The sequence below is a fragment of the Rhodanobacter geophilus genome, from assembly GCF_040812275.1.
Taxonomy (GTDB): Bacteria; Pseudomonadota; Gammaproteobacteria; order Xanthomonadales; family Rhodanobacteraceae; genus Rhodanobacter_A; species Rhodanobacter_A geophilus.
On the sequence record NZ_JBFOHL010000008.1, the window covers coordinates 1 to 21178 of the forward strand.

Genomic DNA, 21178 nt, shown 5'->3' on the forward strand with positions numbered 1-21178 from the left:
AAGTGCGCCAAGGTCGCCATCACCGCCTGCATGCGCGTCCTCCTCACCCGCCTCAACGCCATGGCCCGTGACCGCACCGAATGGAGAGTGCCCAACCCGGGGTGAAGACAGTTGCTCCTACGCGTGGAATCCCGCGCGGCTGGCGATGATCTGCGCCAGCACGTCCGGCGCATAGTCGAACGAGTCGTAGTACAGCCGGTCCTCCGGCAGCCCCGCCGCCACGAAGCGATGGCGGGCGATGTCGATCATCGCGGGCGGGCCGCTCATGTAGATGTCGTGGCCGGAGAGGTCGGGATGATCTGACAGCACCGCCTCGTGCACCAGTCCCGTACGCAGCGGTGCGGCGGCGAGCGGCGCCATGTCGGACAGCACCGCATGGAAACGCAGCTGACGCGCCTGCCTTTGCCAGCCTTCGATCTGCGTCCGCAGGTACAGGTCTTCCGCGTGCCGCACGCCCCAGTACACGTCCATCGCGCGGCGCGTGCCCAGCGCGAGGAAGTGCTCGACGATGGCCTTCACCGGCGCGATGCCGGTGCCGCCGGCCACGAAGATCATCGGCCGTTCCGAATCCTCGCGCGCCACGAAGGTGCCCAGCGGCCCCTCGATGCGCAGCGTGTCGCCCACGGCGAGCTCATCGGCCACGCGCGAGGTGAAGCCGCCGCCGGCGACGTGGCGCACGTGCAGCTCGATCGTGCCATCCGGCTGCGGCCCGTTGGCGATCGAGAACGGCCGGCGTCTGTCCTCGTCCAGCAGCACGTCAAGGTACTGCCCCGGCAGCCACTGCAGCCGCGGCTCGCCGTCGACGGGCCGCAGGTGCAGCCCGGTCACGTCCGGTGCCAGCAGGTGCTTCCCGGTCACGCGCACGCCGAGCTGGCGGCGTGCGATGTCCTCCACCGAGGCCACCTCGCGCGCCTCCAGCAGCAGGTCGCTGGCCGGCACCGCCTGGCACAGCAGCACGGCATGATGGGCACGTTCGTCCGCATCCAGCGCCAGCGGCGGGTTGCGCGGATACCCGCAACGGCCGGCCAGCAGGGTGGCCTTGCAACTGCCGCAGACGCCGGCGCGACACGAGTACGGCAAGGCAATGCCGGCGCGTTGTGCGGCTTCCAGCACGGTTTCGCCCGCGGCCACGTCGAAACGGCGGCCGGTGCTTTGCAGGGTGACGGTGAACACGCGCGCATTGTCGCCGCGATGGCGGTCGGCCGACAATGGAGGCCTTCAGGCGAGGACGGGCATGAGCATCTGGCAGCAGGACACCGATCTGGTGCGCATCAACGCGTGGAGCACGAACACCCTGATGGAGGCGTTGGGCATCCGCATCACCGACGTCGGCGAGGACTGGCTGCGCGGCACCATGCCGGTGGACCGCCGCACCCACCAGCCCTACGGCCTGCTGCACGGTGGCGCCTCGGTGGCGCTGGCCGAGACGCTGGGCAGCTCCGCGGCGATGCTCACGCTCGATCCGGCGAAATTCCGCGCGGTGGGCCTGGAGATCAATGCGAACCACGTGCGCGGCGTGCGCGAAGGCACCGTCACCGGCACCGCGAAGGCGCTGCACCTGGGCCGCAGCACCCAGCTGTGGGAGATCCGCATCGAGTGATGAGCGGCAGAAGCTGGTGTGCGTGTCGCGCATCACCATGGCGGTGGTGCCGGTCGAGGCGGCGGCCAAGTGAGGCACGCGCACGGTTTTACTCCCTCTCCCCATAGGGAGAGGAGGCGAACGCGCCGTGCGGGCCCGCATGCCCGTGTACCCTGCCGCCTGAGCACCTTCGAACATGGAACTTCACATGATTGAAGCGGAAGCCGCCCCCTACGCCACCCTCACCCCGGACCTCGTCCTGGATGCCGTCAATGCCTGCGGCCTGTGGCCGGACGGCCGCCTGCTCGCGCTCAACAGCTACGAGAACCGCGTGTGGCAGGTGGGCATCGAGGACGCCGCGCCGGTGATCGCGAAGTTCTATCGGCCCGGACGCTGGAGCGATGCGGCCATCCTCGAAGAACACGCGTTTGCACAGGAGCTGGTCGCGGACGAAGTACCGATGGTGGCGCCGCTCGAATCCGGCGGCCGCACCCTGCTGCACCACGGCGGCTTCCGCTACGCACTGGCGCCGCGCCGCGGCGGCCGCGCGCCGACGCTGGAATCGCGCGAGCAGCTGGAGTGGCTGGGCCGCCTGCTCGCGCGCCTGCATGCGGTGGGCGCGCGGCGCGCCTTCGCGCATCGCGGCACGCTCGACCGCGCCACGCTGATCGCGCAGCCGATGCAGGCCGTGCTGGCCTCGTCGCTGCTGCCCGTGCATCTGCAGGCCGCCTACCGCAGCGCCGCGCAGCGGCTCGACGCGGCGGTGGTCGCGCGCTTCGACGCCACGGGTCCGGTGCGCACGCTGCGCCTGCATGGCGACTGCCACCCCGGCAACATCCTGTGGACCGACGCCGGCCCGCACTTCGTCGACCTCGACGACGCGCGCACGGGTCCCGCGGTACAGGACTTGTGGATGCTCGCCAGCGACGACGCGGCGATGCGCGCGCTGCTGGACGGCTACACCCAGCTGCGCGACTTCGACCACGCGGAACTCGCCCTGGTGCCCGCGCTGCGCGCGATGCGCCAGCTGCACTACGCCGGCTGGATCGCCCTGCGCTGGCACGACCCCGCCTTCCCCGCCGCGTTCCCGTTCGCCGCGGAGGCGCGCTGGTGGGACGAGCACATCGCCGACCTGCACGAACTGGCCGACACGCTCGCTTGAACTCCTCGCCTACAATGCCTCCCCGTTTTCCCGGAGCCAGTCCACCATGCGCCTGTTGCTGTTCCGCCTGATCGGCATCCTCGAAGTGGCCGGTGGCTGCTACGGCATGATCCAGATGCTGTACTGCCTGCTGCCGTTCCGCGCGCACGACAGCGTGCTCGCGCTGATCGGGCTGGCGCTGTATGCCTTTGTGCTGGTGGCCGGCGTGCTGCTGCTGGAGAACAGCGAGCGCGGCGTGCGCTGGTCGGGCTGGGCGCAGCTGCTGCAGCTGCCGCTGATCGCCACGCCGGTCTTCAGCTGGGCGCTGCACTGCGGTGGTTACGTCAACGTGTTCGCCACGCTGCATCTGCCGCCGCACCTGGGGCTGGCCGCGCACTTCGGCAGCCAGGCTTTCGTGCTCGCCGTCGGCGGTCCCGCCGCCGCGCACCTCGGCATCAACCTGCTGGCGCTGCTGTCGTGGCTGGCGTTGAAGCTGCGCTGAGCTTGCAGGGCCCTCCCTGTGCGCGAATGCTCCCGGCCTCGACCAGGCGCCGGAGCCATCGCGCACGGGGTGCGCTCCCGCGCAGGGTTCAGCCGAACACGATCGTGGCGATCGCGCCATTGGTGTCGGTGCGCGGACGCATCGACACTTCCCAGCCGTAGAGCTCGCACAGCCGCCGCACGATGGCGAGGCCCAGGCCCGCGCCGCTGCCGCCCGCGCCTTCGCCGCGCACACCGCGCTGGAACAGCTTCTCGGCATCCTCCGGCTTGATGCCGGGGCCGGTGTCGACCACCTCGACGCGGCCTGCGCCCACTTCCACCCGCACCGTGCCTTCCAGCGTGTACTTGATCGCGTTGCCGATCAGGTTGGTAAGCGCCACCGACAGCACCGAGGCCGGCGCGTTGACGCTGACCGGCTCGCGCGCCGCCAGCTCGATCTCCAGCGGCTTGCCGCGCACCTGCGGGCGCTGGCTCTCGATCACGTCGGCAGCGACCCTGGCCACCTCGGTGGTCTCGCCGCGGGTGGGGCCGCGCCGCTCGGCACGCGACAGCAGCAGCAGCGCCTCGATCAGCTCGGTGGCCTGGCGCGAGGCGCGCTCGATGCGCTTCAGGCGCTCGCGCAGCTTGTCGGTGAGGTCGGGCGAGCCCTGCAGCAGCTCGGTGGTGCTGGCGATCACCGCCAGCGGCGTGCGCAGCTCGTGGCTGACGTCGGAGTTGAACTCGCGGTCGCGCTCCACCATCGCGGTGAGGCGCGCCGCATACTCGTCCAGCGCGTGCGCCAGTTCGCCCACCTCGTCGTCGGCGAAATGCTGCGCCAGCGGCTCGGCCTTGCCGGCCTTGCGGAAATCGCGCAGGCGCTGCGCGAGCTGGCTGACCGGCTTGAGCACCTTGCGCGACAGCCACAGGCCGATCGCCAGCGACAGCAGGCTGAACAGCAACACCACTGCGAACAACGAAGTCACCAACTGGCGCTTGCCCAGCTCCTCGCGGCTCACGTCGTAGCGCACGAAGCCGATGATGCCATCCTTGCGCCGCACCGCCAGCTTGTAATGCCGCAGCACGCCGTTGGCGTCGGCCTCGGTGATGTCGTGCACTCCCGTACTGAGGTCCTGCCAGGCCAAAGGCATCTTGTAGAGCGTGCGGTCGCTCTTGAACCAAGCCTCCAGCAGTTCGGAGTGCGTCTGCTGGTCGGGGTGCGCAATGATCTGATCCACTGCCTGGTCGACGTCGTGCTGCAACGCCGACACCACCAGCTGGTCCTCGACCTTGGAGCGCACGTACAGCGAGGCGACGGCAAACAACACGCTGAGGCCGAAGCCGAACAGCGCGAAGGAGAGGACCAGGCGGAAACGGAGCTTACGCCTGGATTGCATCCGGCTCGACCATCCGGTAGCCGATACCGTGCCGCGTGTGGATCAGCGGCTTGTCGAAGGGCTTGTCGATCGCCGCGCGCAGGCCATGGATGTGCACGCGCAGCGAATCGGAGTCGGGCAGCTCCTCTCCCCACACCTTCTGCTCCAGATCCTGCCGCGTCACCACCGAGGGGCTGGCTTCCATCAGCGCCTGCAGCAGCTTGAGGCCGATCGGGTTGAGCTGGATCGCCTTGCCGGCGCGGCTCACGGTGAGCGTGTCGAGGTTGTAGGTGAGGTCGGCCACCTTGAGCACGCGGCTCTGCGGACCCTTGCCGCGGCGCGCCAGCACTTCCAGCCGCGCGGACAGCTCCTGCAACGCGAACGGCTTGGTCATGTAGTCGTCGGCGCCGGACTCGAAGCCGGTGAGCTTCTGCTCCAGCGCGTCGCGCGCGGTGAGCATCAGGATCGGCGTCTGCTTGTGCGCCTCGTGGCGCAGCTTCTTCGCCACCTCCAGGCCGTCCATGCCGGGCAGTGTGAGGTCGAGCACGATCACGTCGAAATCGTGCACCACCGCCAGATGCAGGCCGGTGACGCCGTCGCCGGCGAAGTCCACCACATGGCCACGATCTTCCAGATAGTCGCCGATGTTGGTCGCGATATCGCTGTTGTCTTCGATCACCAGTACGCGCATGCGCCGCTCCGCGATGCCGCCGGCGACATGGGCCGGCTCCGGCCGCAAGCTTAACATTTGCGCCGCACAACCCACCGTGAAGCCTTGAATCTTGAATCGAAGCGGCTTTTCCTGAGGAGTGCGGCCATGGACGGCCGCCCGTTTGACTTTCGCGTTCACGGCCGAACGCACAAATACACCAAGAAAAAACCCGGATGTGCCGGCTGGTCGCCGTCGCATCCGGGCACAGGCTCGTCCCGTTACCGCCATCCACCGTCATCGAACCTCGCGGCACGCTTACGGCACATCGACAGCGGTATCGTTTATAGAAGCTCGCGGGTTACGACCCGGTTAACCCACCGCGCGGCGTTCATCTCGCATTTGCCCTGCCGCGACGCGCACCACCGACCTGCGTCTCCAGCAACGCGATGATTGCGTCGGCCACGTCCACGCCGGTCGCCGCCTCGATGCCTTCCAGTCCGGGCGAAGCGTTCACCTCCAGCACCAGCGGCCCGCGATCCGAACGCAGCAGGTCGACGCCGGAGATGCCCAATCCCATCGCGGCAGCGGCACGCACCGCGATGCGCCTCTCCGCGGCGCTCAGCTTCACCGCCGCCGCGCTGCCGCCGCGATGCAGGTTGGCGCGGAAGTCGCCCGCATTGGCTTCGCGCTGCATCGCCGCCACCACCTTGCCGCCGACCACGAAGCAGCGCAGGTCGCAGCCCTTGGCCTCGGCGATGAACTCCTGCACCAGGAAATTCGCGTACAGGCCGCGGAACGCCTCGATCACGCTCTGCGAGGCACTGCGCTTTTCCGCCAGCACCACGCCGGTGCCCTGGCTGCCCTCGTTGAGCTTGATCACGTGCGGCGGTTCGCCCAGCATCGCGAGCAGATCCTCGGTGTCGTCGGGGTTGTCGCCGAACACGGTGACCGGCATCGCGATGCCCTGCGCGGCGAGGATCTGCAGGCTGCGCAGCTTGTCGCGCGCGCGCAGCACCGCGTCGGAGGAATTCGGCGTGTACACGCCCATCGTCTCCAGCTGGCGCAACACCGCGGTGCCGTAGAACGTGCTCTGCGTGCCGATGCGCGGGATCGCCGCATCGAGATCGCGCACCGGCTTGCCCTTGTAGCGGATCGCCACGCTGTCCGGCGCGATCCGCACGTAGCAGCGCAACGGGTCAAGCACGCGCACCACGTGGCCGCGCGCACGCGCCGCGTCCACCAGGCGCTGGGTCGAGTACAAGCGGGTGTTGCGCGAGAGGATGGCGATCTTCATGGACGGTCCGTGGCCGCCAGCGGCAGCCGGGGCTGGGTGTAGGCGCGCGCCGGGTCGACCGCGAAGCGCCCGTGCAGGGCGCTGCGGCCGAGCAGCATGGGAAACAGCAGGTGGCGCCGATCGGTCAGGTTGATGTCGGCCGCGAAGCGTCGCCCCGCCAGCAGGATCTCGCTGCGGATGAACCAGCGCTCGGTGCGGCGGCCGCCGGTGTCGGTGACCACGCGCCGGTCCAGCGCCGGCGCCTCGCAATGCACTTCGCCCGATGCGTGCCGTCCGGTGCGCACGATGAAGCGCAACCACACCGCGCCGTCGCGCTGGAAGCTTTCCAGCGTCTCCACGTGCAGCGCGCTGCTGCGCGCACCGGTATCGAGCTTGGCCTTGAGCTGGGCGATGCCCAGCTGCGGCAGCGCCAGCCGCTCGCGCCAGCCCAGCACGAGCGGACCCGGCACGATCTGACACGGGGTGGTCGGATCCGTCATCGGTGTCGGCGCACTCGCTGGGGTGGCGATGGGGGCGGCGCCTGGCCATTGCGGCGGAAGGCAATGGAGCGGGTGAAGGGAATCGAACCCTCGTCAGTAGCTTGGGAAGCTACAGCTCTACCATTGAGCTACACCCGCGTCGGCCCGCGGATGGTAACCCGGGAAATGGCGCGGTGGGAATCGTCGACCGGCGTTCCCGCATGAATCGCCGCCGGCCGGCGGATATCCGCCGGCTGAACCATCGATGGGGCCGGTGCGGAAAACTAAGCCGGCCCTAATCCCCTCCATGGGCATAATCGGATCGTCAATGCACGTCGCGCAACGTGCCCTGGGGCCGAATGGCAATCGCGCCATGCCGGTCCGCGTTGCGCCTGGAACCGGGAGACTCCGATGCGTGTGCCTGCTTTTCTGCTTGCTTCGTTGCGCCGCGGCTGGCGGCCGCTGGCCGTGCTGCTGCTGTGCGTGGTGGCCGGACTGGCCCAGGCGCAATCCGCCGACACCGATGGCAGCGCGCCACCGGATCGGGTGGCGCGGCTGTCCTACATCGCCGGCGATCTCGGTTTCCTGCCCGCCGGCAGCCAGGACTGGGCCGGCGCCGACCTCAACCGGCCGCTGACCACCGGCGACCGCCTCTCCACCGGCGACGACGCCCGCGCCGAACTGGAGCTGGGCGGCGCCAGCCTGCGCATGGCCGGCGGCAGCGACTTCGGCCTGCTCAACCTCAACGACAACCTCGCCCAGATGGAGCTGACCCAGGGCACGCTGAACCTCAGCGTGCGCCACCTCGACCAGGGCCAGAGCTACGAGATCGATACGCCGACGCTGGCACTGGTAGTCAGCAGCCCCGGCACCATCCGCGTGGACGTGGACAACAACGGCAGCGGCACCCGCGTCACCGTGTTCAACGGCCAGGCCACGGTCTACGGCGAGAACGATGCCCGGCACGACGTCATCCAGGGCCGCAGCTACCAGTTCGACGACGCCTCGCTGGCGGCGCTCGCGGTCAGCGACATCGGCGGCGGCGATGCCTTCGATGCGTGGTGCAGCGAGCGCGACCGGCGCTACGCGCAATCCGCGGCGGATCCCCATGTCTCCGCCGACGTGGTCGGCTACCAGGACCTGGATGAATACGGCAGCTGGCAGGACTCGCCGGACTACGGCGCGGTCTGGTATCCCAGCCAGGTGCCGGTGGACTGGGCGCCGTACCGTGACGGCCACTGGGCGTACATCGCGCCGTGGGGCTGGACCTGGGTGGATGCCGCGCCATGGGGCTTCGCGCCGTACCACTACGGCCGCTGGGCCTGGGTCCGCGGCGCCTGGGGCTGGATCCCCGGGCCGCGGCTGGCACGGCCGGTGTATGCGCCGGCACTGGTGGCCTTCGTGGGCGGTGGCGGCTGGGGCGTGTCGGTCGGCATCGGCGGCGCGCCGGTGGGCTGGTTCCCGCTGGGCCCGGGCGAGATCTACAACCCGTGGTACCACTGCGACCGCGCGTACTACCGGCGCGTCAACGTCACCAACATCTACGTGCGAAACGCCGGCTACCGCAACACGGTCATCAACCATATCGACAGCCGGTACGACGACTACCGCGAAGGACGCGTACCGCCGAACCTGCGCTACGCGAACCGCGCCGCGCCACGCGGCTTCACCGCGGTGTCCGGCGCGACCTTCGCCGGCGGCCAGCGCGTGCAGCGCGGCCTGCTGCGCGTCGATCCGCACCGGCTCGCCGCCGCGCCGGTGCTGGCTCGCGGCATGGCCACGGTGCGCCCCGACCTGCGCAGCGCGGCACCGGCACGCAGCCCGCGGACACCGACCGCCGATTTCCGCCGCAACGTGGTGGCGCACACGCCGCCGCCGGCCATGCTGCCCGCGGTGCACGCGAACTTCGCCCCGGCGGGCGGGCGCACGCCGCAACGCATGCCCGCGCCGTTCGCCAACGTGCGCGTGCTGGACAACCGCGGCACGGCGCGCCCCGTCGCTGCGCCGCAAGGCGAATCGGCCCGCGTCGCACCGGCACAGCCGCGCACGATGCGCGCCCCGGATGCCCCTGCCGGGCTTCCGGACGTGCGCCGGGTGGAACCCGCACCGGCGCAGGCAGGTGCACTGCCTTCGGCCCGCTTCGCCCATCCGTACACCAACGGGCGCGGCCTGCCCGCGGCCGAACCGATCCGCCGCGCCGAGCCCGCTGCGGCGCCGCGCCCCGGCGTGAGCTACATCGCAGGGCCGGAGCAACCGCGCCCGCAGCCGGAAAGCCGCGGCGAGCGCCCGGCCAACGCCTTGCCGCAACCGCCACGCTTCGAACGCGCACCTGCACAGGCTGCGCCGATGGAACGCGCCCCCGCGCCGGCCTACACGCCGCCGCGCCCGGCGTACCAGCCGCAGCGTGAATACAGCCGGCCGGCATACCAGCCGCAACGCGAATACGCCCAGCCGTCCTATCAGCCACCGCGCGAATTCGCCCAGCCTCGCCACGAGGCTCCGCGTCCCGCCGCGCAGGGACAGCAAGGGCATGCCGCGCCGGAGCACAGCGCGCCACCGCCGCGCAAGGACGAGCAGCACTGAGATCGTCGCCTTGTCGCTCGCCCGCCGCGGCGACAAGGCGACCCTGCCCCGATTCGGCACCGATGGCGCCAGCGGCTACAATGGGCGCATGCAGATCACGCTCAACGGCCAGCCGCACGTTTGCGCTCCCGCCACCACCATCGTCCAGCTGCTGGAAGCGGCCGGCTACGGCGGTCGCCGCGTGGCCGTGGAGCTGAACCACGAGATCGTGCCGCGCAGCCAGCACGCCAGCCGCACGCTCGCCGAAGGCGACCAGGTCGAGATCGTCCAGGCCATCGGCGGCGGGTGAGTCCGCACACCCGGTTCCCGCATCCCCGCGACGTTCGCGCCGGACGCCGCCCTCGCAAGGCATCCCCATGAACCTCAAGACCTTCGACGTCGCCGATCCGCTGGTCATCGCCGGCAAAAGCTATGCCTCGCGCCTGCTCACCGGCACCGGCAAGTACAAGGATTTCGACGAAACCCGCCGCGCCTCGCAGGCCGCCGGCGCGGAAATCGTCACCGTGGCGATCCGCCGCGTGAACGTCGGCCAGGACGCGAACGCGCCCAGCCTGCTCGACGCGCTGCCGCCCGACGAATTCACCCTGCTGCCGAACACCGCCGGCTGCTACAACGCCGTGGACGCGGTGCGCACCTGCAAGCTGGCGCGCGAGCTTCTGGACGGCCACAAGCTGGTGAAGCTGGAGGTGCTGGGCGACCAGCGCACGCTGTTCCCCGACGTGGTGGAAACGCTGAAGGCCGCCGAGACCCTGGTCGCCGACGGCTTCGACGTGATGGTCTACACCTCGGACGACCCGATCCTGGCCAAGCGGCTGGAGGAAATCGGCTGCGTGGCGGTGATGCCGCTGGCCGCGCCGATCGGCTCGGGCCTGGGCATCCAGAACCGCTACAACCTGCTGGAGATCGTGGAGAACGCGAAGGTGCCGATCATCGTCGACGCCGGTGTGGGCACCGCCTCGGACGCCGCGGTGGCGATGGAGCTGGGCTGCGACGGCGTGCTGATGAACACCGCCATCGCCGGCGCGAAGGACCCGGTGCTGATGGCGCACGCGATGAAGCTGGCGATCGAGGCCGGCCGCGCCGCGTTCAAGGCCGGCCGCATCCCGCGCAAGCGCTACGCCTCGGCCTCCAGCCCGATCGACGGCACCATCGGCTGATCCGCTGCCTTCTCCCCTCTCCCTCCGGGAGAGGGGCTGGGGGAGAGGGTGCGGCTGGAACGCTGCGTTTGGGTCTTGCGCAAGGCTCCACCCGCTCGCTCCGTCCGCACCCTCTTCCGCCTGGATTCGCGCCATCCTTGGCGCCCCCCCTTCGGGGCCAGCTTCGCTGTTCCGCAGGCGCCTCGGCACCTGCAGGTCGGCACCCTCTCCCGAAGGGAGAGGGTTCACTCGCCAGTTTTCCGCCTGTCATGACCGACACCTCGCCCACCGAACACCTCCGCCGCGTCCGCAGCTTCGTGCTGCGCGAAGGCCGCATGACGCCGGCGCAGCAGCGCGCCTTCGACGAGCACTGGGCGCGCTACGGCATCGACTACAGCGGCGCCGCGCAGGACTATGCCGCGCGCTTCGGCAGGTCGGCACCGCTGGTGCTGGAGATCGGCTTCGGCAACGGCGAGGCGCTGGCCTGGGCCAGCGAGCACGATCCGGCGCGCGACTATCTCGGCGTGGAGGTGCACGGCCCGGGCGTGGGCCGGCTGATGAACGCGCTGGCCGCGCGCGACGCGCGCAACGTGCGCCTGTACAAGCATGACGCGGTGGAAGTGCTGGAGCACGAGATCCCGCCCGGCACGCTGGCCGAGGCGCGCATCTGGTTCCCCGACCCCTGGCACAAGAAGCGCCACAACAAGCGCCGCATCATCCAGCCCGCCTTCGTCGCCCTGCTCGCCTCGCGCATGGCGCCCGACGGCCTGCTGCACCTGGCCACCGACTGGCAGCCCTATGCCGAACACATGCTGGCAACGATGGAAGCCGCGCCCGACTGGCACAACGCCGTCGCACCCGGCCAGTACGCCGGGAAGCCGGCATGGCGCATCGAGACCCACTTCGAGCGGCGCGGCTTGAAGCTGGGGCACGGGGTGTGGGACCTGCTGTATCGGCGTGCTCCAATGAAGTGAAAGCCACGCCGCCCGTTGGGCGGCGTCTCGTTTGCTCCCTCTCCCCTGCGGGGAGAGGGGGGCCCCCCCCCCCCACGCTGCGGAAGCGCCCGCTCGAAGCAACCATCACCGCAAGCCCCGGCCCCTCACCCTGCCCTCTCCCCGAAGGGGAGAGGGGACAGCACTTCCTTGCTCCCAGGACAGGGGCATCCATGGCCCTTCCCCGCATCCCAAAGAAGCGGGGTTCCGCCCGGCTCCCTCTCCCCTGCGGGGAGAGGGTTGGGGTGAGGGGCCACGCTGCGAAAGTGCCCGTTCGAAGCAACCATCAACGCAAGCCTTGTCCCCTCACCCTGCCCTCTCCCCGAGGGGGAGAGGGGACAGCACTTCCCCGCTCCCAGGACAGGAGCATCCATGGCCTCTTCCCCGCGTCCCAAAAGAGAGAGAGGGGCGATCGTGCGCATGGCCCGTGGTTCACCAGCCCTTGCATCGCGCCGCTTATACTTGCGCGAACCTGCCAGGGACGAGCGCCGCAGCGTGAATTCGCCACTGCCACCCCGCATCCATCCACATCCGACGCCCTGCCGGGAAGCGCGCTAGTGCCGCTTACGCTCACCCCCGAAATGATCCTGGTGCTCGGGCTGGTGGGCTTCACCATGCTGATGCTGGTGCTGGAGTGGATCCGCGCCGACATGGTGGCGCTCTTGGTGGTGGTGGTGATCGGCCTCACCGGGGTGATTCCCTCCGACCGCGTGTTCAACGGCTTCGCCGGCAACGCGGTGATCGCGATCATCGCGATCATGATCATGGGCGAGGGGCTGGACCGTGCCGGCGTGCTCAACCTCACCGCGCACATGGTGATGCGGCTGGCCAAGGGCATGGAGTCGCGCCTGGGCGTGGTCATCAACATCATGGCCAGCCTGTTCAGCGCGGTGATCCCCAGCCAGGCGCTGGCCGCGCTGATGATCCCGGTATCCAGCCGCCTGTCCGCGCGCACCGGCGTGCCGCTGTCGCGGCTGCTGCTGCCGATGGCGTTCTGCATCCTCACCGCCACCAACACCACGCTGATCGCGAACTCGCCGCTGATCGTGCTGAACGACCTGATCGCCAGCGCGAACGCGAACCTGCTGCCGGGCGCGCACACGATCCCGAAGTTCGGCCTGTTCAGCGTCACTCCCGCCGGCCTCGCGCTGGCCGCGGTGGGCGTGGCGTATTTCTACTTCTTCGGCCGCAAGCTGCTGCCCGGCCACGAGGACGAACGGCTGAAGGTGACGCCCGGCCGCACCGAGAGCTACTTCGCCGACACCTACGGCATCGTGGGCGAGACCGCCGAGCTCACCGTCACCGCCGAGAGCCCGCTGGTGGGCATGAGCATCGGCGAGGCCGAGGCCTTGCACGACGCGCCGCTGATCCTGGCGATCAAGAGCGGCAACGAGGCGCGCATGGCGCCGCCGGCCGACCACGTGATCTGGGTGGGCTCGGTGCTCGGCGTGCTGGGCCCGCGCGAGCAGCTCAACCGCTTCGCCAACAACCAGCTGTGCCGGCTCTCCACCCGCATGCGCCAGCTGGCCGAGCTGTTCAACCCCACCCGCGCGGGCATTTCCGAAGTGGTGATTCCGCCGGTGTCGCGCTTCATCAAGCACACCGTGGGCGAACTGCGGCTGCGCAAGCGCTTCGGCATCTCGGTGCTGGCGGTGAACCGCGGCGACCAGGTGCTGCGCGACGACGTGCGCGCGGTGACCCTGCGCGCGGGCGACACCGTGGTGGTGCACAGCACCTGGCGCGACCTCTCGCTGGCGGCGGAGGACAAGGACCTCGTCGTCGTCACCGACATCCCGAAGGAAGAACAGCGTCCCGGCAAGATCTGGCAGGCGGTGGGCTTCTTCGTGCTGGCCAAGTGCCTGGCGCTGTTCACCAACCTCGACCTGTCGGTGGCGATGATGACCGGCGCGATCGGCATGCTGCTCAGCGGCGTGCTGAACATGGACGAGGCCTACAAGGCGGTGAACTGGAAGACGATCTTCGTCACCGCCTGCCTGATCCCGCTGGGCTGGTCGATGGACTCCACCGGCACCGCGGCGTGGCTGGCGCAGTACGTGCTGCACTACCTGGGCAGCGCCTCGCCGTGGGTGCTGCAGGCCACGCTGGCCGTGCTCACCCTGCTGTTCTCGCAGGTGATGTCCAACGTGGGCGCCACCGTGATGATGGTGCCGATCGCGATCTCGGTGGCGGTGGCCACCGGCGGCAACCCGTCGGCCTACGCGCTGATCGTGGCGGTGTCCTCGTCCAACACCTTCCTGCTCAGCTCCGGCCACCCCGCGCTGATGATGGTCACCGGCCCCGGCGGCTACAAGGGCAGGGATTTCCTGCGCGTGGGTGCGCCACTCACCCTGGCGATGCTGATCGTCACCCTGGTCTCGATCAACCTGCTGTTCCGCTGAGCCGCCAGCCACGCCCCAACGGACGCCCGCGCCCGCATGCAGGCAGTGTTCCGGGTTCAAGGCTCGTCATCCCGGCGAAGGCCGGGATCCAGCGGCTTTCACCACGCCGCGAAGGCATTCGATTCCGGTCTTTTCCGACATGACGGCCAGCAGGGTCGCTCTTGGCTCAATCCGCCGTCGGCGACTCCCCTGCCACGCGCTCCAGCCGTCGACGCAACACGCGCAGGCGTTGCTGCAGCACGGCAGGCGGCATCGCCATCGCCAGGGTGCGGATGCAGCGTTCGAGGTGCGCCGGCCGTTCGCGCAAGGCATCGAGCGCGCGTCGCATGTCTTCGACGACGGCATCGCCATAAGCCTGCCCGGCCTTGTCCAGCGCAGCGCGCAGGCGGCGCGGCGGCAGGCCCATCATCGCCAGGTCGATCGCGTCGCGTGAAAAAGCGCTGTCGTCGCGCCAACGGTCGGCATTCGCGAGCAGTTTGCTGGCGGCAAGATCGACCGTCGTGAGCGTGGCAATGTCGCATACGACATCACTGCGCGCAGGCTCGTCCAGCGCGATCCGCGCCTCCCTGATGATTTCGAATTTGATGCGCACGTCGTCCACCAGCAACGCCGTGCGGATGCCGTACTGGTCGGCACGGATGTCTCGGGCAAGCACGACCGGCCGCGCATCCGCGTGCAACAGCGCATCGATGTTCGCGGCACCAGCCAGGCGCTGGCGCAACTGCCGGTAGCCATCGGGATCGGAGACCAGGAAGTCGATGTCGACCGACTCGCGGTATTCGCCATGGCGCAGCGCGATGGCCGTGCCGCCGCCAAACCAGCACTTGAGTTCGCGCAACTTCGCACCGTCGAGCGCGTCCAGGATCCGGGCGATGCGCCGATGATGCGGCCGCTCAAACACGCAGGTCGTCCGCACCGTACACCTCGCGCAAGGCATCGATCAGAGCACGCTCCTCCGGCTCCAGCAACTCCGGCTGCAGATGCCTCCAGTTGCGCTGGTACAAACCGAGCGCCTCGCGCGGAGACACGGCTTGGGTCGCATCGCCGACCTGCCATGCAAGGCTCCGGAGCTGCGGGTAATCGTCCAACCGGATGTGCAGTGGCAGCCCGACGTCGAGCGGATATTCCGCAACCGGCGATGACGCATCCTTGGCTTGCAGGCGCAGATCCATGCCGAGCACGCGCGCGGCGGCGAGCAAGGAGCCCAACGCAACCGTGGCTTCACCCTTTTCCAGCCGATGCCACGTGATGCGAGAGACCTGCGCCGCCTCGGCCGCCGCAGCCATGCTGATGCCCAGCGCCTTGCGCCGCGCGCGCAAGGCAGCGCCCAGCATCACGCTCCCGAGAGCCGGGGCCGCATGGGGATGAGCGTCTGCAGGAGGCATGTATCCATCTCGAATAGTGTTTCCCAAAATATACAAAATCGACAATTTGTCAATTGTGAGATACATTTTATGGTCGATCCGCCCCGCAAGCGCGCCGCTTGCCAGCATCTCCACCTGCGCCCAACAGCCCACGCTGGACATTCAGCCCATTCACAAACAGGCACCTCGACTCCAGTCGGCGTGCGCAATCAGGCAAGCATCGTCGTTCCGCGAAAGGAATCAGGCACACCACGGAACATCGGCATCCGATCGCCGGTACGGCCTTTGCCAGGGGGCCATGGCCCTCACCGGGCGTACATGAACAGGCATCCGCGGCGCCACATCAATACAGACTGTGACGTGGTGGTCACCCATCGGAATTCCATACCCGGAGAATGGCCGCACTCGACCGCATCGCGGTCCGCGTCTACAGGGGGCGTGAATCATGCTTGTCTTCGTACTTGGAGTTTCCTTGGGCGCCTGCCTGGGTGTCATCGTGGCCGGGCTGTGCGTGTCGCTCAGCAGGAGCGAGTCGATCTCCTGAGCCGCCGCCGTTCGTCCCTTTGGCGGGCCTGAGGCAAACGGATATTGCGCCAGCCGCCGGCTGACCCGCCCCCATCGCATCGATTCATCGCGGCAGGTCAGTGATGCAGATGGGCACGGAGGTGCAGCTGCCCGTTGGCGGCAAGGCTGCTGGCCACGCGGGTCAACAACTGTTGCGACGGGAAGCGCTGCCCGTAGACCCAGGGCAACGCCAGCAGCAGCGAGAGCAGCAACGGCCAGGCCCGCAGCGGCAGTTTCCACGCGCGCCAGGACCACGCCAGCCACGCCGCGCTCGCCAGCGCACCCAGCGACCAGCCCAACACGATCTCCGGGATCGAGTGCGCATCCAGCGCCACCCGCGACCAGGCAATCGCGGCAGCCAGCAGCATGCCCACGGCCACGGCCAGCAGGCGCACACCGTTGCGGGCACCGCCCGCCAGCAGCGCCAGCAGGGTGGGCCACGACAAGGCCGCCATCGCGCTGTGCCCGCTCAACCCCGTGTAATCCAGGCCCGGCAAACCGATGCCCCAGACCATGAAGAGCAGCTTGCTGCCCACCACCACGCCGCCGACGCCACATACGGCCAACAGCCAACCCAGCGCGAGGCCACGGGTCGCACGCGATACCAGCAACCACGCCACCATCAACGCAACGCAGGGAAGGATCACCGCGCTGTCGCCCAGCGCGGTGAGGTGCAGCCAGGTCGAACGGTCCAGCAGGATCAGCACCACGCCCCCGGCCACGCCAACGCCCTCGTAGAAGCGCGCCCCGTGCGCGATGACTCTACCCTGCAACCCACCCGAGAGCATCGCAGACAGAGCCTGCCCCGGACTTGTGCCGGGGGCGCGCCTCTACGGCCTTGGCGGGATGCGATGCGCATGGCGCTCCCCATCAGAAGCGCGGATCGCCGTGCCAGCGCCACGCACTCGCGATGATCGGCGCCAGCTCGGTGTACTGCGGCCGCCAGCCCAAGGCATTGCGCGCCTTGGCGCTGGCGGCGACCAGCACCGCGGGGTCTCCAGCTCGGCGTGGCGCCAGTTCGTGGGGGATCGCGCGGCCAGTCACCTGCTGCGCGGCGGAGATCACCTCGCGCACCGAGAAGCCGCAGCCATTGCCCAGGTTGAACACGTGCGCGCCATCGTTCGCGTCCATGTACGCCAATGCCAGCTCGTGTGCCTGGGCAAGATCATCCACGTGCACGTAGTCGCGCACGCAGGTGCCATCGGGCGTGGGGTAATCGTCACCGAATACCTTCAGCGCCGGCCCGGTACCCAGCGCCGCGCGCAACACGTTCGGGATCAGGTGGGTTTCCGGCGTATGCGCCTCGCCGATCTCGCCATCCGGGCTGGCGCCGGCCGCATTGAAGTAACGCAACGCCACCGAGCGCAGCCCGTATGCATGGGCTGCATCGGCCAGCATGCGCTCGACCATCAGCTTGCTGGCGCCGTAGGGGTTGATCGGCGCCGTGGGGTGATCCTCGTCGATCAGGGCCGACGTCGGCTGTCCATACACCGCCGCGGTCGAGGAGAACACCAGACATTCGACCCCATGTCGCTGCATCGCATCCAACAGATGCAACGTGCCCACCACATTGTTGGCGTAATACGCATAGGGCTGCTGCATCGATTCGCCCACCAGCGAACGTGCACAGAAGTGCATCACCGCATCGAAGTGCTGTCCCCTGAAAACGCGTTCCAACGAGGCCGAGTCCAGCAGGTCCGCCTCGATCAGCTCGCCCCACAGCACTGCCTTCTGATGGCCGGTGGAAAGATTGTCTAGAACGACAACCCGATGACCAAAGCTCGCGAGGTACTTCGCCATGTGGCTACCGATATAGCCTGCTCCACCGCAAAGCAAAATCTTCATTAATCATTTACTCTAATGAACAACCGAATATTGCGGGTGAGATCGGCCGGTGCATGACCAAGGTGATGACCTCAGGGCACTTTCACTACTGAAGCAAAGAAGGATCGAGCGCCAAACGTCCACTCGCCGTTAGACTGCCGCACTGATAAAGGCTGAATGGGTCGACCGATTTCGCCCACGGATCCGTGTTCCACCCAAAATATATCAGACCCTTAAGTCTTCCCTGCTCAACGTACGGCTTGAAGTCTCCCATCATTTCTCTCACCAACGTTACCCGCTCACTGTCGTTCACAGGGCACATCGTATCCTGCAACTTGAAACCCCACTCCGTAATCCAACACGGCTTGCCGATCTCGCTCCCTGGTGGATGGCAACGAGCCAACACAAATTGTGCTAGGCGACGCCGACGTCCTGCCGCCGCGAGAGGATCCCCAGGATGATCGCTCCATGGATAAACGTGAACGGCATAACCATCCACCCATTGATCTAGGCCATGTGCACGCAGGAAGTCTAATGTAGCGTTTAGGCTGACAAGCCCGGGGGTATGTTTGCTCAGCGGCCCCTCGGGCCCCTCATACGCACCAAATCCGGCGGTGAGGATGGGTGTAGTGCGATTCACCCGAGTGTGATCGCGAACATTTTTAACCTGGGCAAGAATCTTCAGATACTGAAGATAACCTTTCGCAATCTGTTGTGCCCCCGGATCGTGCTCAAGGTCTTCCAGACTAAACTGCCTACTTTCGCTTGGCACTGGAAAATCTGGATTGAACCCGGCCATGTTGATCTCGTTACCGATCTCCATGGCCTCAAGCTTCACCCCAGCTGCATCAAGCTTGGCCAGAACGCTGGAAAATTTAGCCTTGAAAAGATCGGGGTCAAGAGCGGACAGTGGGTGCCCGCTCCACATGTTCGAGTACGTCGACTTCTGATAGGTCCGAGTGGGCGCGCCGACCTGATAGGCGTCTAGGAAGCTGACGATCCAGTCGATCCGGATCCCCATCGCATAGGCCCGTCGGGCGAAATCTACTCCATCATCGGTGGCTGGAATGCCGGAACGGATGACAGTGACGCCGGCAGACTTGATCGCCTTGAGCATATCATTCTGCCGCACCACCGAAAGATGATTGACATTAACGACGTTGACACCTATGACCACATTAGCGGCGCAACATGCGGGCACACTGCACAAGAGAATGACCAGAGCACCCATGAGATCCCAAAGCCAACCCGACACTTTTGAACTCATCATAGTCATTCTTCCGGCAATCACTCGAAGCATAAGTGCTTCTTTAGAAGCACTGAATCCAACCGCAAAACCATTACCGAATACGCGTGTAAAGATGCGTAGTTTTCACTCGGCCACTCCAAGCTCAAACCGTAACCCACTTCTTCCGCAAGATCGGCACATCCGCGAGCACGAAAACAGCCACATATGACACCCCGCCAATCATGCACAGCAGCAAGAACTTGCCAGCGGTCGAGAATCCGGAAGTCATTGCGAGTAATGTCAATCCATAAGCACACGTGCTGCAAATCAGGATACGTAGCATAGGCCCCCATGCTACCAGTCTCGTGGAGATGTGTCGCACCATGAGCTTCGCCACTAGGCAACTAACCAAAACCGACAAAACCACAATCCCAGCTACCGATTCAACAGACCATGACCCTACCAAATTGAGCACAGCCACTAACAACATAAATGCCACAAACGTCGAAATCGGAGCGACACATGACCGTTTGGGTTGCTTAGCAACAAAGAACGCCGGATCCACACCAAATTGACGAAACGCCAAAAGCCCAGCACCAATAACCGCCCAGACATAGCACCTACTGAAGCCGTCTACCAGACTAACCGGAACGAGTAATGCTGCCAATTCCCGCGCACCACACGCCATGCCAACGGCAGGGAATATCAGAGAAGCGACGGTGACAAGATGAGTCTTCAACACTCCCTCCCGCCCACCCTCTCCATCGGCCTGGTCGTATGCCCGGACAGAAATCTGTAGAAAAAGGACGTTTATGGCCAAGCCCGCGATGGCAAACACCTTGAGGGCCAGATCTAGAGCAAAAATGAATGCCGCAGAATCGGTAGGCGCCAATGTTCTAGCCACTGCAGTACGCGCAACTGCCGGGAAGGCAAAAGTAAACACACTCGATGCGGCAGTGAATGCGCCATAGGAAGCAAGCTCCTTGGCTCGCGCGCTGAGACCCGTGAACTCTTTCCTACGAAACTGAAGCGCATCATGAAATCGTCTGGCCACTATTGTTGCGGCCAGCCACAAGGCAAGCGACATACCCGCCATGACACCAACAGCCGTCCTGAACGTGACGGCAGCCAACAACGCGCAAGTTACAAGCAGCCCCCCCCTACTCAGCCCAAGTCGCGCATAGCTTCCATTGGAAAACTGGGCTCGATGGTAGGCGAGCTCGCCATCGAGCCGTCCTTGGAGCACGGCGTACTGAAGAGTTGTGGCAGCAAGCATGAAAGCCGAACGCCACCAACTCCCAATAACAAGTATCAATACGATCGCCAGCAGAGCAACGGACACCAGCCCATAGGCCGCTCTGAGTAGTTTCGTCGATTCGCCACTAGTGGCCCCCTCTCCCGTGAACCGAATCACAGAAGTCCTCAACCAGTCAAAAGACAGAGAGGCAATAAGTTGCGCATAACCGAGTGCCACAGCAAACTCGGTATACTGCACAGGATTTAGCAATCTTGGAAGCAGAAGCTGGATAATCAACGCGGCAACATTCGCCGCCGCGATGGCCAGCAGAAGATAAAAAGAGCTACGCATGGGATACGTCCATGCGTGCTTGTTGCTCATTTCGGCAAACCGCATTGCTTGGGATCGTCCTCGAAACTACCAAGCCTGCGCCAATTACCGATCGATTACCGATCACGATCGCACCGAATACCACGGCGTTTGCATAAATCTGTACGTCATCACAAATACAAGGATACGCTGGAGGGCCTGCCTTACGGGACGTCCCAAGCGTCACGTGCTGGTAGATTGTTACCCTATCGCCAACCACCACACCCTCGCCGATAACAATACCCACCGCATGAGGCAGACAGAGGCCTGGGCCAATACAGGCTCGGGGCGAGATGTGACACGCAGCCAAACGAATATTGCGCAACCACAGCCACTTGCTAACCAAGCGTCCCACTGCGCCGCGGTTGAGAAGCGCGCGCGACAAACGATAGCGAAAGATTGCTTTGACGCTGTGCGAAACAAGAAGCGCCTTCAATACCGCCACATTGCCCTTTGCGCCAGTATTAACAAGGACGTCCTGCTGCAGGTCATACCAAATTGCCAT

Annotated in this window: 19 protein-coding genes, 1 tRNA gene and 1 pseudogene; 8 read left to right on the forward strand and 13 right to left on the reverse strand. The window is 66.7% G+C overall.

The window, feature by feature from the left end:
* Window positions 1-117: 117 nt before the first annotated feature.
* The gene (locus tag ABQJ56_RS09720) at window positions 118-1209 is read right to left on the reverse strand and encodes a 2Fe-2S iron-sulfur cluster-binding protein (protein ID WP_437343415.1); all 1092 of its coding nucleotides are present in this window, start codon (window positions 1207-1209) and stop codon (window positions 118-120) included.
* A 25-nt stretch (window positions 1210-1234) separates the two neighbouring features.
* Here ABQJ56_RS09720 and ABQJ56_RS09725 point away from each other — a divergent pair.
* The 3 genes and pseudogenes from ABQJ56_RS09725 (at window position 1235) to ABQJ56_RS09735 (ending at window position 3222) form a co-directional block, all read left to right on the forward strand.
* Window positions 1235-1673, forward strand: a pseudogene (locus ABQJ56_RS09725) (hotdog fold thioesterase).
* Between the two features lie 114 nt (window positions 1674-1787).
* Window positions 1788-2741, forward strand: coding sequence for a serine/threonine protein kinase (locus ABQJ56_RS09730; protein WP_367844823.1), 954 nt, complete (start codon window positions 1788-1790; stop codon window positions 2739-2741).
* A 46-nt stretch (window positions 2742-2787) separates the two neighbouring features.
* Window positions 2788-3222, forward strand: a complete 435-nt coding sequence (locus tag ABQJ56_RS09735) for a hypothetical protein (protein WP_367844824.1) — start codon at window positions 2788-2790, stop codon at window positions 3220-3222.
* 88 nt (window positions 3223-3310) lie between these two features.
* Here ABQJ56_RS09735 and ABQJ56_RS09740 read toward each other — a convergent pair whose 3' ends face one another.
* From ABQJ56_RS09740 to ABQJ56_RS09760, 5 genes are all read right to left on the reverse strand, one after another.
* Window positions 3311-4594, reverse strand: a complete 1284-nt coding sequence (locus ABQJ56_RS09740) for a sensor histidine kinase (protein WP_367844825.1) — start codon at window positions 4592-4594, stop codon at window positions 3311-3313.
* Window positions 4578-5264: a response regulator transcription factor gene (locus ABQJ56_RS09745; protein WP_367844826.1), complete on the reverse strand. Its 687-nt coding sequence runs from the start codon at window positions 5262-5264 to the stop codon at window positions 4578-4580. The genes ABQJ56_RS09740 and ABQJ56_RS09745 overlap by 17 nt, the downstream gene beginning before the upstream one ends.
* A gap of 349 nt (window positions 5265-5613) precedes the next feature.
* The gene (gene rimK, locus ABQJ56_RS09750) at window positions 5614-6519 is read right to left on the reverse strand and encodes a 30S ribosomal protein S6--L-glutamate ligase (RefSeq protein ID WP_367844827.1); all 906 of its coding nucleotides are present in this window, start codon (window positions 6517-6519) and stop codon (window positions 5614-5616) included.
* Window positions 6516-6968, reverse strand: coding sequence for an ATP-dependent zinc protease family protein (locus ABQJ56_RS09755; protein WP_367844828.1), 453 nt, complete (start codon window positions 6966-6968; stop codon window positions 6516-6518). The genes rimK and ABQJ56_RS09755 overlap by 4 nt, the downstream gene beginning before the upstream one ends.
* 94 nt (window positions 6969-7062) lie before the next feature.
* Window positions 7063-7136, reverse strand: a tRNA-Gly gene (locus ABQJ56_RS09760).
* A 252-nt stretch (window positions 7137-7388) separates the two neighbouring features.
* Here ABQJ56_RS09760 and ABQJ56_RS09765 point away from each other — a divergent pair.
* The 5 genes from ABQJ56_RS09765 to ABQJ56_RS09785 all read left to right on the forward strand — a co-directional run bounded on the left by ABQJ56_RS09765 (window position 7389) and on the right by ABQJ56_RS09785 (window position 14087).
* The gene (locus ABQJ56_RS09765) at window positions 7389-9560 is read left to right on the forward strand and encodes a DUF6600 domain-containing protein (protein ID WP_367844829.1); all 2172 of its coding nucleotides are present in this window, start codon (window positions 7389-7391) and stop codon (window positions 9558-9560) included.
* Between the two features lie 10 nt (window positions 9561-9570).
* Window positions 9571-9849 (forward strand): sulfur carrier protein ThiS, encoded by a 279-nt coding sequence (gene thiS / locus ABQJ56_RS09770; RefSeq protein WP_437343416.1) that lies wholly within the window; start codon window positions 9571-9573, stop codon window positions 9847-9849.
* 67 nt (window positions 9850-9916) lie between these two features.
* Window positions 9917-10717, forward strand: coding sequence for a thiazole synthase (locus ABQJ56_RS09775; protein ID WP_367844830.1), 801 nt, complete (start codon window positions 9917-9919; stop codon window positions 10715-10717).
* Window positions 10718-10965: 248 nt separating this feature from the next.
* Window positions 10966-11670, forward strand: coding sequence for a tRNA (guanosine(46)-N7)-methyltransferase TrmB (gene trmB / locus ABQJ56_RS09780; protein WP_367844831.1), 705 nt, complete (start codon window positions 10966-10968; stop codon window positions 11668-11670).
* Between the two features lie 599 nt (window positions 11671-12269).
* Window positions 12270-14087: an SLC13 family permease gene (locus ABQJ56_RS09785; protein ID WP_367844993.1), complete on the forward strand. Its 1818-nt coding sequence runs from the start codon at window positions 12270-12272 to the stop codon at window positions 14085-14087.
* Between the two features lie 166 nt (window positions 14088-14253).
* On the opposite strand, the gene ABQJ56_RS09790 is transcribed toward ABQJ56_RS09785, so the two are convergent.
* The 7 genes from ABQJ56_RS09790 to ABQJ56_RS09820 all read right to left on the reverse strand — a co-directional run bounded on the left by ABQJ56_RS09790 (window position 14254) and on the right by ABQJ56_RS09820 (window position 21178).
* On the reverse strand, window positions 14254-14988 hold the full coding sequence (locus tag ABQJ56_RS09790) for a nucleotidyl transferase AbiEii/AbiGii toxin family protein (protein ID WP_367844832.1): 735 nt from the start codon (window positions 14986-14988) through the stop codon (window positions 14254-14256).
* Window positions 14981-15613 (reverse strand): helix-turn-helix domain-containing protein, encoded by a 633-nt coding sequence (locus tag ABQJ56_RS09795; protein WP_367844833.1) that lies wholly within the window; start codon window positions 15611-15613, stop codon window positions 14981-14983. Before ABQJ56_RS09795 ends, ABQJ56_RS09790 begins: the two co-directional genes overlap by 8 nt.
* A gap of 479 nt (window positions 15614-16092) precedes the next feature.
* Window positions 16093-16803: a phosphatase PAP2 family protein gene (locus tag ABQJ56_RS09800; RefSeq protein ID WP_367844834.1), complete on the reverse strand. Its 711-nt coding sequence runs from the start codon at window positions 16801-16803 to the stop codon at window positions 16093-16095.
* A gap of 82 nt (window positions 16804-16885) precedes the next feature.
* On the reverse strand, window positions 16886-17860 hold the full coding sequence (gene galE / locus ABQJ56_RS09805) for a UDP-glucose 4-epimerase GalE (protein WP_367844835.1): 975 nt from the start codon (window positions 17858-17860) through the stop codon (window positions 16886-16888).
* A gap of 85 nt (window positions 17861-17945) precedes the next feature.
* On the reverse strand, window positions 17946-19106 hold the full coding sequence (locus tag ABQJ56_RS09810) for a hypothetical protein (RefSeq protein WP_367844836.1): 1161 nt from the start codon (window positions 19104-19106) through the stop codon (window positions 17946-17948).
* 124 nt (window positions 19107-19230) lie between these two features.
* Window positions 19231-20685 carry a hypothetical protein gene (locus tag ABQJ56_RS09815; protein WP_367844837.1) on the reverse strand — a complete coding sequence of 485 codons (1455 nt, stop codon included), beginning with the start codon at window positions 20683-20685 and terminating at the stop codon, window positions 19231-19233.
* On the reverse strand, window positions 20648-21178 hold the full coding sequence (locus ABQJ56_RS09820) for a serine O-acetyltransferase (RefSeq protein WP_367844838.1): 531 nt from the start codon (window positions 21176-21178) through the stop codon (window positions 20648-20650). The genes ABQJ56_RS09815 and ABQJ56_RS09820 overlap by 38 nt, the downstream gene beginning before the upstream one ends.

Excerpts from the sequence above, each read along its gene's own strand:
- ABQJ56_RS09800 (WP_367844834.1), bottom strand. The coding sequence starts at position 16,803 with ATGCTCTCGGGTGGGTTGCAGGGTAGAGTCATCGCGCACGGGGCGCGC.
- ABQJ56_RS09765 (WP_367844829.1), top strand. The coding sequence starts at position 7,389 with ATGCGTGTGCCTGCTTTTCTGCTTGCTTCGTTGCGCCGCGGCTGGCGG.
- ABQJ56_RS09730 (WP_367844823.1), top strand. The coding sequence starts at position 1,788 with ATGATTGAAGCGGAAGCCGCCCCCTACGCCACCCTCACCCCGGACCTC.
- ABQJ56_RS09735 (WP_367844824.1), top strand. The coding sequence starts at position 2,788 with ATGCGCCTGTTGCTGTTCCGCCTGATCGGCATCCTCGAAGTGGCCGGT.
- ABQJ56_RS09740 (WP_367844825.1), bottom strand. The coding sequence starts at position 4,594 with ATGCAATCCAGGCGTAAGCTCCGTTTCCGCCTGGTCCTCTCCTTCGCG.
- ABQJ56_RS09810 (WP_367844836.1), bottom strand. The coding sequence starts at position 19,106 with ATGAGTTCAAAAGTGTCGGGTTGGCTTTGGGATCTCATGGGTGCTCTG.
- ABQJ56_RS09785 (WP_367844993.1), top strand. The coding sequence starts at position 12,270 with ATGATCCTGGTGCTCGGGCTGGTGGGCTTCACCATGCTGATGCTGGTG.
- galE (WP_367844835.1), bottom strand. The coding sequence starts at position 17,860 with ATGAAGATTTTGCTTTGCGGTGGAGCAGGCTATATCGGTAGCCACATG.
- ABQJ56_RS09815 (WP_367844837.1), bottom strand. The coding sequence starts at position 20,685 with ATGAGCAACAAGCACGCATGGACGTATCCCATGCGTAGCTCTTTTTAT.
- rimK (WP_367844827.1), bottom strand. The coding sequence starts at position 6,519 with ATGAAGATCGCCATCCTCTCGCGCAACACCCGCTTGTACTCGACCCAG.
- ABQJ56_RS09795 (WP_367844833.1), bottom strand. The coding sequence starts at position 15,613 with ATGTCCAGCGTGGGCTGTTGGGCGCAGGTGGAGATGCTGGCAAGCGGC.
- ABQJ56_RS09775 (WP_367844830.1), top strand. The coding sequence starts at position 9,917 with ATGAACCTCAAGACCTTCGACGTCGCCGATCCGCTGGTCATCGCCGGC.
- ABQJ56_RS09820 (WP_367844838.1), bottom strand. The coding sequence starts at position 21,178 with ATGGCAATTTGGTATGACCTGCAGCAGGACGTCCTTGTTAATACTGGC.
- ABQJ56_RS09745 (WP_367844826.1), bottom strand. The coding sequence starts at position 5,264 with ATGCGCGTACTGGTGATCGAAGACAACAGCGATATCGCGACCAACATC.
- trmB (WP_367844831.1), top strand. The coding sequence starts at position 10,966 with ATGACCGACACCTCGCCCACCGAACACCTCCGCCGCGTCCGCAGCTTC.